Source organism: Pseudomonas oryzihabitans (assembly GCF_014522265.1).
Taxonomy (GTDB): domain Bacteria; phylum Pseudomonadota; class Gammaproteobacteria; order Pseudomonadales; family Pseudomonadaceae; genus Chryseomonas; species Chryseomonas aestiva.
Map to the genome: position 1 here is coordinate 941,092 of NZ_CP017024.1, position 12,369 is coordinate 953,460.

Below are 12,369 nucleotides of genomic sequence, written 5' to 3' on the forward strand. Positions count from 1 at the left end.
CCCTTGCCTTCGTCGTCGAACGGCGAAGATCAGGACTACCAGTCCGCTCTCCACGAGGGCTGGCTGCCCATCCGGGAAATCGCCCGGCGCACCGGTGTGAATGCCGTGACGCTGAGGGCCTGGGAGCGGCGCTATGGCTTGCTGGTCCCCAAGCGCACGCCCAAGGGCCATCGCCTGTACAGCGAGGCCCATGTGGTCCGCGTGCAGCAGGTCCTCGCCTGGATCGCCCGCGGTGTGGCGGTCAGCCAGGTCAAGGGGCTGCTCGACGAACAACGGCCCGCGGTGATCCCCAGCGATACGCCCTGGCAGGCCATTCACCAGGAGATGATTGACGCCATTGGCCGACTGGCCTCGCGTGCGCTGGACGAAGCCTACAACCGCGCCGCCTCGCTCTATCCACCGCGGGTGCTGCTGGACCAGTTGCTCTGGCCGCTGCTGCGGGAGCTGGAGCGCCTGAGCCAGGCGACCGACGATGGTCGCCTGCAACAGGTGTTCTTCCAGTCCTGGCTGCGCAGCAAGCTGGGTGCGCGGATCTACCACAGCCAGCACAGCCTCAGAGGCGCGCCCCTGGTGCTGCTGAATCTCGACGAGACCCCGATGAACACCTCGCTGTGGCTCTGCGCCTGGCTGATCAGCGCCGCGGAATGCCCGGTAGAACTGGTGGAGTGGTCGGTCCCCGCGGGCAATCTGGATCGCCTGGTCGAACAACTCGAACCCCGGGCACTGATCCTCTGTCGTGACAGCCGTCCCGACAGCGAGCTGCGGCGCCAGCTGCAGACCTTCGCCAATCGCCATGCGCGCCCCTGCCTGACGCTTGGTGCGCTGGGCGAATCCCTTACCGCCGATGCCGCGCCGGCGCGCAGCCCCGGCGAAGCCTTCGATCGCCTGCAGAGTGCCGGGCTGCTGCATCAGGAACGCCATGCATGAATCAGCTCGTCTGGTTTCGAACTGACCTGCGCACCCTCGATCATCCCGCTCTCCATGCCGCCACCGAACAGGGCCCGGTGGTCGCCGTCTTTCTGCTGAGTCCTGCCCAATGGCAGGAGCATGACGAGGCGGCGGTCAAGGTCGACTTCTGGCTGCGCAACCTTGCCGAACTGGGCAAGACGCTCAAGTCCCTCGGTATCCCCTTGCTGATCCGCAGTGCCGAGCACTGGGCGCAGGCCCCCCAGGTGCTGCTCGACCTGGCCCGGGAGCTGGGCGCCGAACACCTGCATTTCAATGACGAATACGGGATCAACGAAGCCGCCCGTGACGACGCCGTGGTCAAGGCCTTCGAAGACGCTGGCCTGGCGACCCATCGCTATCTGGACCAGACGCTGTTCGCGCCGGGGACGGTGCTGACCAAGAGCGGTGGCTACTTCAAGGTTTTCGGCCAGTTCAGGAAGACCTGCCTGGCCCGCCTGGAGACCGGTCTGCCGACGCCCCTGCCAGCCCCGGGCAAGCAGCGCAAGAGCCCGGTCCCTTCGGACAAGCTGCCCACCGCGGTCGAGGGTTTCGCAGCCACCGCCGCCGACCTGCAAGGGCTATGGCCGGCAGGGGAAGAGGAAGCACTGCAGCGTCTGGAAGCCTTCATCCGGGATGATCTGGAAGACTATCAGCGGGCGCGGGACATTCCCTCCGAACCCGGTACCAGCCAGTTGTCGGCCTATCTCAATGCCGGGGTGCTGACGCCTCGCCAGTGCCTGCAGGCGGCGGTCCGCGCCAACGATGGCCTGCTCAGCGGCGGCAAGCAGGGAGCGGCCACCTGGATCACCGAGTTGCTCTGGCGCGAATTCTATCGTCACGTGCTGGTGGGTTACCCCTGGGTTTCCCGGCACCAGCCATTCAACCGGGATCTGACCGCCCTGCCCTGGCGTGACGACCCCGAAGGCCTCGCAGCCTGGCAACAGGGGCGCACCGGGATTCCCATCATCGATGCCGCCATGCGCCAGCTCTTGCAGACCGGCTGGATGCACAATCGCATGCGCATGCTGACGGCCATGTTCCTGTGCAAGAACCTGCTGATCGACTGGCGCCAGGGTGAGCGCTGGTTCATGCGGCAGCTCATCGATGGCGACCTGGCCTCCAACAACGGCGGCTGGCAGTGGAGCGCCTCCACCGGTACCGATTCGGTGCCCTATTTCCGGGTATTCAACCCGCACACCCAGGCGTTGAAGATCGATGCCCGGGGCGACTATGTGCGGACCTGGATACCGGAATTGGCTGACCTCAAGGGCAAGGCCGTGCATACCCCGGGGGGCCGCTACCTGACGCCCCTGGTGGACCTGGGCGAGAGTCGTCAGCGCGCGCTGGCCGCCTACCGCGGCATGGCGCGGAAGAAGGACACGAAAAAGCCGGACTAGGTCCGGCTTTTTTCATATCAGCCCTGGATCAGAGAGTATGGCTGTAGAACAGCGCATAGGACTCGATGCCATCGTTGGGCTGCTTGATGCCGGCGTTGGAGTAGTGAGTCGCACGGATGCCGACGCGCTGGGTGTCGCCGATCTTCAGGCCCAGGCCGATACGGTCTTCGAAGTTGAAGGCAGAACCCAGGTCCTGCTCGCCAACCTTGGTGCTGGAGAAGACGGCGACGCCGATACCGGCTTCGACGAAGGGCTTCACCTGGCCCTGGCCGAATTCGTAGACGAACACCGGGGCGAAGGACAGCGAATGCTGGTCGGAAGACCGGCCGTTGTCACCTTCCCAGTAGGTGTAGCCCGCATCCCAGTAGCCGGTCAGGCGACCGGTGGAGCTCTGCCACCAGCTCCTGTCCCAATTCCAGCCGGCACCGATACGGTAGGTCATGCCGCTCTGGCTGGTGGCACCGACTGCCCCGGTGATTTCCACAGCCTGTGCCGATGCGATGCCACCCAGAGAAAGCGCGGCGGCTACTGCGAGGGAAAGCAATTTGTTCATGAGAGTGCCCTTATGGATGTTTCTAGTTTTTACGAACTGGGAGCATTGACCATCAAGACGTGAAGGTGTTCACAGCCCTGGATATCTTTACCTACAAGGTCGGATGCTAGTCGCTGGCCCGGCATTTGGCGAGTGAAACCCGGAGGGAAAAGTCAGACGAACGCCTTTACCTCGGCCCCTGCCGGCCAGAGCTGCGGCAACACGGCGCGAAGCTCGGCGGGGTCGCCCGAGGTCCAGAATCGCGTAGGGCCGGCCGGCCCTTCCGCCAGGCGTCCGTCCCGCGCCAGCAGACTGTGCAGGCGCCGCGCCACGGCGGCGCCGGTGTCCACCAGGATGACCTGCGGTGGCACCAGTTCGGCCAGCAAGGGACGCAGGAAGGGATAGTGGGTGCAGCCCAGGATCAGGGTGTCGCACTGCGCCGCCAGCAAGGGGGCGAGAAAGCCCTCCAGCAGGCGCCGGGTCTCGGGGCCGTGCAGATCGCCGCGCTCGACCTGTTCCACCAGTCCCGGACAGGGCTGGGTCAACACCTGGACGCCCAGGGCGAAGCGGTCCAGCAAGGCGGCGAACTTGGCGCTCTGCAGGGTACCGGTGGTCGCCAGCACCCCGACCCGGCCATTGCGGGTCGCCGCCGCGGCGGGCTTGACCGCGGGTTCCATGCCGACGATGGACCAGCGGGGATAGCGTTCGCGCAGATCGGCCACGGCCGCCACGGTGGCGGTGTTGCAGGCCACCACCAGGGCCTTGGCGCCCTGCGCGTGCAGCCGCGCCGCGATCAGCTGGCAGCGCTCGCGGATGAAGGCAGGGGTCTTTTCGCCATAGGGAATATGGCCGCAATCGGCGACGTAATGCAGGGTTTCCGCCGGCAGCAGCTGGCGGATCTCCGCCAGCACCGACAGGCCGCCGACGCCCGAGTCGAAGACCCCGACCGGCGCCTCGTCAGCCATGGCGGGCGCCGCACACCGGGCAACCCGGATCGCGCTTGACCCGCAATTCGCGGAAGCGACTGCCCGCCGCATCCACCAGCAGCAGCCGCCCCACCAGGGGCTCGCCGAAGCCGGCCAGGAGCTTGAGCGCTTCCAGCGCCTGCAGACTGCCCACCAGCCCCACCACCGGACCCAGCACCCCGGCTTCGCTGCAACTGAGCTCGGCTTCGCTGCCCTCGCCATAGAGACAGTGATAGCAGGGGCTGTCGGCGCGACGCGGATCGAAGACGCTGAGCTGGCCTTCCAGGCGAATGGCGGCGCCGCTCACCAGCGGGCGTCCCTGAGCCACGCAGGCGGCATTCACCGCCGCCCGGGTGGTGAAGTTGTCCGAGCAGTCCAGCACCAGATCCACCAGGGCGATGCGCGCCGCCAGGCTGTCGGCGTCCAGCGCTTCGCGCAGCGGCACCAGGCGCACCTCGGGATTGAGCGCCGCCAGCCGCTGCAGGGCGGAATCCACCTTGCCCTGGCCGATACGGCTTTCATCGTGCAGCACCTGGCGCTGCAGATTGCTCAGATCGACCTGGTCGAAGTCGGCCAAGTGCAATTCGCCGACGCCGGCGGCGGCCAGATAGAGCGCCACCGGCGAACCCAGACCGCCAAGGCCGACGATGAGCACCCTGGCGTCTTTCAGCCGCAATTGTCCGGCGATATCCACCTGGGCCAGCAGGATCTGCCGGCTGTAGCGCAGCAGTTCGCCGTCGCTCAGCATGGCCGACGTCCTCCGCTGATGCGTTCGTGACCACCCAGGTCCTGGCGACTCTCGACCTCGACGAAGCCCTGGCGAACCAGCAGATCGCGCACCGCGGCGGCCTGGTCGAAGCCGTGCTCCAGCCACAGCCAGCCATCCGGCTGCAGGTGCGCGGGCGCCGCCGCGACCAGTTCGCGGATATCGTCCAGGCCATCGACGCCGGCCACCAGGGCGCTGCGCGGCTCGAAACGCACGTCGCCCTCATCCAGATGGCGATCGCTGCCGGCGATATAGGGGGGATTGCTGACGATAAGGTCGAACCGCTGTCCGGCGAGGGCGCCGAACCAGTGACTCTGCTGAAAGACCGCATTGCCCAGGCGCAGGCGCTGGGCATTGCGTTGCGCCAGTTCCACCGCCGCCGCGATGCGATCCACGCCGCTGACCTGCCAGCGCGGCCGTTCATGGGCCAGGGCCAGGGCGATGGCACCGGTGCCGGTGCCCAGGTCCAGTACCCGCGCCTCGTCGGCCAGGGGCAATGCCAGGGCGGTTTCCACCAGCACCTCGGTATCGGGGCGGGGGATCAGGGTGTCGGGACTCACTTCCAGATCGAGCGACCAGAAGCCTTGCTGGCCAAGGATATAGGCCACCGGCTCACCCTGCCGGCGCCGTTCGAGATCGGCCCGAAAACGCGCCAGGGCCTCGCGCGGCACCAGCTTTTCCGGCCAGGTGCGCAGGTAGCTGCGCGGCTTGTCCAGGGCGGCGGCCAGCAGCAGTTCCACATCCAGGCGGGCGCTGGGCGAATCCGGTAGCTGGCTTTCGCGCAACAGGGCGCCGATGGTGGCCATGGCTCAGTCTCCCAGCGCCGCCAGCTGGTCGGCCTGGTATTCCTGCAGCAGCGGATCGATGATCTGCTGGACGTCGCCGTTGACCACCTCGCCCAGCGAATAGAGGGTCAGGTTGATGCGGTGATCGGTCACCCGGCCCTGGGGAAAGTTGTAGGTGCGGATGCGCTCGGAGCGGTCGCCCGACCCCACCAGCAGCCGGCGGGTATCGGACATTTCTTTATGCGCCGCCGCGTCCTGCTGGTCATTGAGCTTGGCCGACAGCCAGGCCATGGCCTTGGCGCGGTTCTTGTGCTGGGAGCGCTCTTCCTGGCACTCCACCACGATGCCGGTGGGCAGGTGGGTGATGCGCACCGCGGAGTCGGTCTTGTTGACGTGCTGACCGCCCGCGCCGGAGGAGCGATAGGTGTCGACGCGCAGATCGGCCGGATTGATCTCGATGGCCTGCTGTTCGTCCGGCTCCGGCAGCACCGCCACGGTGCAGGCCGAGGTGTGGATGCGGCCCTGGGATTCGGTCTCCGGGACCCGCTGCACCCGGTGCGCACCGGACTCGAACTTGAGCTTAGCGTAGACGCTGTCGCCTTCGACCCGGGCGATCACCTCCTTGAAGCCACCGTGCTCGCCCTCGTTCTCCGAGAGCACCTCAAGGCGCCAGCCCTGGCGCTCGGCATAGCGCGAATACATGCGGAACAGATCACCGGCAAAGATCGCCGCCTCGTCGCCGCCGGTACCGGCGCGGATTTCCAGGAAGACGTTGCGGCCATCATTGGGATCCCGCGGCAGCATCATGCGCTGCAGTTCGTCTTCCAGTTCCTGTAGCCGCGCCTTGGCGCTGGTCACCTCTTCCTCGGCCATCTCGCGCAGATCCGGATCGCTGTCCTTGAGCAGCGCCTGGGCGCCCTCCAGGTCGGCCTGCACCTTGCGGTATTCGGTGAACGCCTGGTTGACCGGCTCGAGTTCGGCGTATTCCTTGGAATAGGCGCGGAACTGGGTCTGGTCGCTGATGACTTCGGCGTCGCCCAACAGCGCGGTCAGCTCCTCGAAACGGTCCTGCAGACCGTCGAGCTTGTGCAACAGAGAGGTCTTCATGTCTTGTCCAAACCCTCGTCGAGGGCGAAGAGTTCCTGAGCCAAGGTCAGCGCATCGACGCGCCCCTCGGCGGATAGTTTCTTGAGCTGCACGCTCGGGGCGTGCATCAGCTTGTTGGTGAGGCTGCGTGCCAGGGCCGCCAGGGCTTCCTGGGGATCGACGCCATTGGCCAGCTGGCGCTGGGCGCGCGCCAGTTCGTCGTCGCGGATCTGCTCGCCCTGCTGGCGATAGGCGCGGACCACGTCCACCGCGGCGCGCTCGCGCAGCCGCTGCATGAAGTCCTCGACCCCGGCCAGCACCAGCTTCTCGGCCGCCTGGGCGGCGCCCTGGCGACTCTTGAGATTTTCCGCCACCACCTCGTGCAGGTCGTCCACCGTATAGAGGTAGACATCTTCCAGCTCGCTCACCTCCGGCTCGATGTCGCGCGGCACGGCGATGTCGACCATGAAGATGGGCTTGTGGCGACGCTGCTTGAGTGCGCGTTCCACCGCGCCCTTGCCGAGGATGGGCAACTGGCTGGCGGTGGAACTGATGACGATGTCGCTGTTGACCAGTTCGTCGGGAATGTCGGCCAGCAGCACGGTATGGGCGCCGAATTCTTCCGCCAGGTGGCTGGCGCGCTCCAGGGTGCGGTTGGCGACGACGATGCGCCGCACGCCCTGCTCGTGCAGATGGCGGGCGACCAGGGTGATGGTCTCGCCGGCGCCGATCAGCAGCGCCTGGCTGCGACTGAGGTCGCTGAAGATCTGCTTGGCCAGGCTGACCGCGGCGAAGGCCACCGACACCGGATTCTCGCCGATCGCCGTGTCGGTACGCACCGCCTTGGCAGTATTGAAGGTGGCCTGGAACAGCCGGCCCAGCAGCGGACCGACGGTGCCGGCCTCGCGCGCCACGGCATAGGCCGACTTGAGCTGGCCGAGGATCTGCGGCTCGCCCAGCACCATGGAATCCAGCCCCGCGGCCACCCGCATCATGTGGCGGACCGCAGCCTCGTCCTGGTGCAGATAGATGCTGGCGCGCAGGTCTTCCAGGGGCACCCGGTGATACTGGGCGAGCCAGGCCAGCACGGCTTCCGCCAGGCTGGGCTCCAGCTCCAGGTAGAGTTCGCTGCGATTGCAGGTGGACAGAATCGCCGCTTCGCGACTGTGGGTGGCCTGCTCCAGCTGGCGCAGGGCCTCGACCGTCTGCTCCGGAGTGAAGGCCACACGTTCGCGCACCTCAACCGAGGCGGTCTTGTGATTGATGCCGAGCGCGAGAAAGGCCATGGACGCAAGCAGTCGAACGGATTGGGGAAAGCCGAACATTGTCCTACGCGCGGGCGGTGGCGACAACCGGCAGCGACGAGACGTCGGACAATCGCCGTCATAGCCTGGGCGAATGAATCTTGCCGGGCAAAAGGCGTCAACAGCCTCGACCACCGCACTTCTCGGCCGGCCGCTGCGCATGCGCGACGCGGCCACGGCGACTCTTGTGGCATGATGGACCGACTGTAAAAAGGCCGCCTTGACCCTATGACCAGATACCTTGCGCTGCTGACGACCGCCCTGCTGCTCGCCGGCTGCCAGAACCTCGGCCGTCAGCCGACGCCCGCCGCCGCCATCCCGCCGCCCACCGCCAAGACCAGCACGCCGCAACCGGCCGGTTCCTTTCGCGAAGACACCCTCTATGACCTGCTGGTCGGCGAGCTGGCCGGGCAGCGCAACCGATTCGATATCGCCCTGACCAACTATGTCGAGCAGGCCAAGTCGACCCAGGACCCGGGAGTCGCCGAGCGCGCCTTCCGCATCGCCGAGTACCTGGGCGCCGATACCCCGGCGCTGGAAACCGCGCAGATCTGGGCGCGCAACGCCCCCGACAACCTGGATGCCCAGCGCGCCGCCGCCATCATGCTGGCCCGCGCCGGTCGCTATGACGAATCCATGGTCTACATGGAGCGCGTGCTCCAGGGCCAGGGCGACACCCATTTCGACTTCCTCGCCCTCTCGGCGGCGGAAACCGACGAGACCACCCGCGCCGGCCTGCTCAAGAGCTTCGACCGGCTGCTGGCCAAGTATCCGCACAATGGCCAGCTGCTGTTCGGCAAGGCGCTGCTGCTGCAGCAGGACGGCCGTGCCGACGAGGCCCTCAAGCTGCTGGAGCGCAATCCGGCGGCCAGGCGCGAAGTCGCGCCGCTGCTCCTGCGCGCCCGCCTGCTGCAGAGCCAGGACCGCAGCGCCGAGGCCTTGCCACTGCTCGAAGCCGGCATCCGCCAGCACCCGGAAGACCGCCGTCTGCGCCTGGCCCATGCCCGGCTGCTGGTGGAACTGGATCGCCTGGACCAGGCCAAGCGCGAATTCGCCGAGCTGGTCACCCAGTTCCCGGATGACGACGACCTGAGATTCTCCCTGGCGCTGGTCTGCCTGGAGGCCCAGGCCTGGCGCGAAGCCCAGATCTATCTCAAGGAACTGATCGACCGCGGCAGCCATGTGGACGCCGCGCACCTCAACCTGGGTCGCAGCTACGAAGAACTCGACCAGCCCGAGCAGGCGCTGGCCGAATACACCCAGGTCGGGCCGGGCACCGACTACCTGGCCGCCCAGCAGCGCCAGGCGGAAATCCTGCTGGGCAGCGGGCGCATCGCCGAGGCCCGTCAACGCCTGGCCGAGGCGCGCAAGCGCCAGAGCGAATACGCCGTGCCGCTCTATCTGCTGGAAGTCGAAGGCCTGGCCAGTGCCGACCAGACCGCCCTCGCCGACCAGACCGTGCAGCAGGCCCTGCAGCAGTATCCCAATGACCTCAACCTGCTCTATGTCCGCTCCATGCTGGCGGAAAAGCGCGGCGACCTCGGTCAGCTGGAAGGCGATCTGCGCTACATCATCGCCCACGACCCCGACAACGCCATGGCGCTCAACGCCCTCGGCTACACCCTGGCCGATCGCACCCCACGGCTGGCCGAGGCACGCCAGCTGATCGACAAGGCGCACCAGTTGAGCCCGGACGACCCGGCCATCCTCGACAGCATGGGCTGGATCCGCTATCGCCAGGGCCAGCTGGGCGACGCCGAACGCTATCTGCGCCAGGCCTACGAACGCTTCCCCGACGCCGAAGTGGCGGCCCACCTGGGCGAGGTGCTCTGGGCCCAGGGCAAGCGCAGCGAAGCGCGCAAGGTTTGGCGCGTGGGCCTCGACGCCGACGCCGATGACGCCATCCTGCGCAGTACCCTCAAACGCCTGACTGGAAGCGAAACCCTCCGATGATCCGCGTGCGTACCTTCGTCACCCTGTTGCTGCTCGCCCTGCTGGCCGGTTGCGCCAGCACCTCTCGCCAGGAGGCCGTGGAAGGCCAGGGCAATGCCGCCCAGTGGCAGGCTCATAAAAAACGTATCGCCGCCCTCGACGGCTGGCAGATCGACGGCAAGGTCGGCATCCGCGCCCCGCGCGATTCCGGCAGTGGCACCCTGTTCTGGCTGCAGCGCCAGGACTATTACGACATCCGCCTGGCCGGCCCCCTGGGCCGCGGCGCCACCCGACTCACCGGCCGTCCGGGCGCCGTCACCCTCGATGTCTCCGGCCAGGGCAGCTATCAGGCCGATTCCCCCGAAGCCCTGCTGGAACAGCAACTCGGCTGGCGCCTGCCGGTCTCGCACCTGCTCTGGTGGGTGCGCGGCCTGCCGGCGCCGGACAGTCGCAGCCAGCTGACCCTGGACGCCGACAGCCACCTGGCGCGTCTGGTACAGGACGGCTGGACCGTCGAATACACCCGCTACACCGAGCAGAACGGCTACACCCTGCCCGAGCGCCTCAAGCTCACCGGCAAGGACCTGGAAGTCATCCTGGTGGTGAAGACCTGGCAGCCGCGCGAGCTGGGCAAATGACCGCAGCGCCTGCCTTCACCCTGCCGGCACCGGCCAAGCTCAATCTGTTCCTGCACATCCTCGGCCGCCGCGCGGACGGTTATCACGAGCTGCAGACGCTGTTCCAGTTTCTCGACTGGGGCGACGACCTGGGCTTTGCCGGACGGGATGACGGCGAATTGCAACTGCACGACGGTCTGCCGGGCGTCGCCCCCGCGCAGAATCTCATCCTGCGCGCCGCCCGGCTGCTGCAGCAGGAAAGCGCCACGACCAAAGGCGCCGACCTCTGGCTGACCAAACGCCTGCCCATGGGCGGCGGTATCGGTGGCGGCAGTTCGGATGCCGCCACCACCCTGCTTGGCCTGAATCATCTCTGGGGCCTGGGCGCCAGCCTCGACGACCTGGCGGTGCTGGGGCTGCGTCTGGGCGCCGATGTGCCGGTATTCGTCCGCGGCCAGGCCGCCTTCGCCGAGGGCGTGGGGGAAAAGCTCACCCCGGTCACCCCCCCGGAACCCTGGTATCTCGTGGCCGTGCCGCAAGTCTCTGTAAGTACAGCAGAAATTTTTTCAGATCCGCTGTTGACACGGGACACTCCCGCCATTAAAGTTTGCGCCGTTCTCAAGTGGTCAGGTCGAAACGACTGCCAGAGTACGGTCGAAAGGCGTTACCCAGAAATTCGTAACGCTTTGATCTTGCTAAACAAATTTGTTTCAGCTAGATTAACCGGCACTGGAGGTTGCATATTTGGAAGCTTTCCAAATAAGACCGAAGCTGATACAGTAGCTAGCCAGCTACCAGCATCACTTCCAGGCTTCGTGGCCAAAGGTAGCAACACTTCCATGTTGCACCGGGCGCTGGCAAGCCTGACCAGAGAATGAGTACAGCTAGTACTCTGCAAGATACAGGGGCGTCGCCAAGCGGTAAGGCAGCAGGTTTTGATCCTGCCATGCGTTGGTTCGAATCCAGCCGCCCCTGCCATTTTCCTTCCAAGACCCACCTCAAGCCGCAGGAACTGCAGCGTGTCCAAGATGATGGTCTTCACGGGGAACGCCAACCCCGATCTGGCACGGCGCATCGTGCGCCAGCTGCATATCCCTCTCGGTGACGTCTCCGTCGGAAAATTCTCCGATGGCGAGATCAGCGTCGAAATCAACGAGAACGTGCGGGGCAAGGATGTCTTCATCATCCAGCCCACCTGCGAGCCGACCAACGACAACCTGATGGAACTGGTGGTGATGGCCGATGCCTTCCGCCGCTCCTCGGCCACTCGTATCACCGCAGTCATCCCCTATTTCGGTTATGCCCGCCAGGATCGCCGTCCGCGTTCCGCACGCGTCGCCATCACCGCCAAGGTCGTGGCCGACATGCTGACCGTGGTGGGCATCAATCGCGTGCTCACCGTCGATCTGCATGCCGACCAGATCCAGGGCTTCTTCGATATTCCCGTGGACAACATCTACGGCTCCCCCGCCCTGGTGGATGACATCGAAGACCAGCGTTTCGAAAATCTGATGATCGTCTCCCCGGACATCGGCGGCGTGGTGCGTGCGCGTGCCGTGGCCAAGAGTCTGGGTGTGGACCTGGCGATCATCGACAAGCGTCGTCCCAAGGCCAACCAGTCGGAAGTGATGCACATCATCGGTGACATCCAGGACCGCACCTGCGTGCTGGTCGACGACATGGTCGATACCGCCGGCACCCTGTGCCACGCGGCCAAGGCCCTGAAGGAACACGGCGCCGCCAAGGTCCTGGCCTACTGCACCCACCCGGTGCTGTCGGGTCGGGCCATCGAGAACATCGACAACTCCGTGCTGGACGAGCTGGTGGTGACCAACACCATTCCGCTGTCCGCCGCGGCTCAGGCCTGCAGCCGTATCCGCCAACTGGACATCGCGCCGGTGGTGGCCGAGGCGGTACGCCGGATCAGTAACGAAGAATCCATCAGCGCGATGTTCCGTTAAGGAACAGCCGCTCTGGAAGCGCCCTGGAAGGCCGTGACGGTCTACCGGGGCTTTTTAGTCGGTAGGGCCGTGGAAC

12 protein-coding genes and 1 tRNA gene are annotated in these 12,369 nt (G+C 66.3%); 7 read left to right on the forward strand and 6 right to left on the reverse strand.

What is annotated here, in order from left to right; genetic code table 11:
- Positions 1 to 3 precede the first annotated feature (3 nt).
- Both BGI51_RS04360 and BGI51_RS04365 read left to right on the forward strand, forming a co-directional pair.
- On the forward strand, positions 4 to 927 hold the full coding sequence (locus BGI51_RS04360) for a MerR family transcriptional regulator (RefSeq protein WP_187980408.1): 924 nt from the start codon (positions 4 to 6) through the stop codon (positions 925 to 927).
- Positions 924 to 2,345, forward strand: coding sequence for a cryptochrome/photolyase family protein (locus tag BGI51_RS04365; protein WP_187980409.1), 1,422 nt, complete (start codon positions 924 to 926; stop codon positions 2,343 to 2,345). Before BGI51_RS04360 ends, BGI51_RS04365 begins: the two co-directional genes overlap by 4 nt.
- A gap of 28 nt (positions 2,346 to 2,373) precedes the next feature.
- Here BGI51_RS04365 and BGI51_RS04370 read toward each other — a convergent pair whose 3' ends face one another.
- The 6 genes from BGI51_RS04370 to hemA all read right to left on the reverse strand — a co-directional run bounded on the left by BGI51_RS04370 (position 2,374) and on the right by hemA (position 7,765).
- The gene (locus BGI51_RS04370; protein WP_133861545.1) at positions 2,374 to 2,898 is read right to left on the reverse strand and encodes an acyloxyacyl hydrolase; all 525 of its coding nucleotides are present in this window, start codon (positions 2,896 to 2,898) and stop codon (positions 2,374 to 2,376) included.
- 152 nt (positions 2,899 to 3,050) lie between these two features.
- Entirely contained in the window at positions 3,051 to 3,842 is a 792-nt protein-coding gene (gene murI, locus BGI51_RS04375) for a glutamate racemase (protein ID WP_133861546.1), read from the reverse strand.
- Positions 3,835 to 4,590, reverse strand: coding sequence for a molybdopterin-synthase adenylyltransferase MoeB (locus tag BGI51_RS04380; RefSeq protein ID WP_133861547.1), 756 nt, complete (start codon positions 4,588 to 4,590; stop codon positions 3,835 to 3,837). Before BGI51_RS04380 ends, murI begins: the two co-directional genes overlap by 8 nt.
- Positions 4,584 to 5,414: a peptide chain release factor N(5)-glutamine methyltransferase gene (gene prmC / locus BGI51_RS04385; RefSeq protein WP_187980410.1), complete on the reverse strand. Its 831-nt coding sequence runs from the start codon at positions 5,412 to 5,414 to the stop codon at positions 4,584 to 4,586. The genes BGI51_RS04380 and prmC overlap by 7 nt, the downstream gene beginning before the upstream one ends.
- A 3-nt stretch (positions 5,415 to 5,417) precedes the next feature.
- On the reverse strand, positions 5,418 to 6,500 hold the full coding sequence (prfA, locus tag BGI51_RS04390) for a peptide chain release factor 1 (RefSeq protein ID WP_187980411.1): 1,083 nt from the start codon (positions 6,498 to 6,500) through the stop codon (positions 5,418 to 5,420).
- A complete protein-coding gene (hemA, locus tag BGI51_RS04395) occupies positions 6,497 to 7,765 on the reverse strand; it encodes a glutamyl-tRNA reductase (protein ID WP_133861550.1) in 1,269 nt (422 codons plus the stop codon). The genes prfA and hemA overlap by 4 nt, the downstream gene beginning before the upstream one ends.
- 246 nt (positions 7,766 to 8,011) lie before the next feature.
- Here hemA and BGI51_RS04400 point away from each other — a divergent pair, with 246 nt between their 5' ends.
- From BGI51_RS04400 to BGI51_RS04420, 5 genes are all read left to right on the forward strand, one after another.
- On the forward strand, positions 8,012 to 9,736 hold the full coding sequence (locus tag BGI51_RS04400) for a tetratricopeptide repeat protein (RefSeq protein WP_187980412.1): 1,725 nt from the start codon (positions 8,012 to 8,014) through the stop codon (positions 9,734 to 9,736).
- Entirely contained in the window at positions 9,733 to 10,353 is a 621-nt protein-coding gene (gene lolB, locus BGI51_RS04405) for a lipoprotein insertase outer membrane protein LolB (RefSeq protein WP_133861552.1), read from the forward strand. The genes BGI51_RS04400 and lolB overlap by 4 nt, the downstream gene beginning before the upstream one ends.
- Positions 10,350 to 11,210, forward strand: coding sequence for a 4-(cytidine 5'-diphospho)-2-C-methyl-D-erythritol kinase (ispE, locus tag BGI51_RS04410; protein WP_187980413.1), 861 nt, complete (start codon positions 10,350 to 10,352; stop codon positions 11,208 to 11,210). The genes lolB and ispE overlap by 4 nt, the downstream gene beginning before the upstream one ends.
- A 25-nt stretch (positions 11,211 to 11,235) precedes the next feature.
- A tRNA-Gln gene (locus BGI51_RS04415) sits at positions 11,236 to 11,310 on the forward strand.
- Positions 11,311 to 11,351: 41 nt separating this feature from the next.
- Entirely contained in the window at positions 11,352 to 12,293 is a 942-nt protein-coding gene (locus tag BGI51_RS04420) for a ribose-phosphate pyrophosphokinase (protein ID WP_007161553.1), read from the forward strand.
- Positions 12,294 to 12,369: the final 76 nt, after the last annotated feature.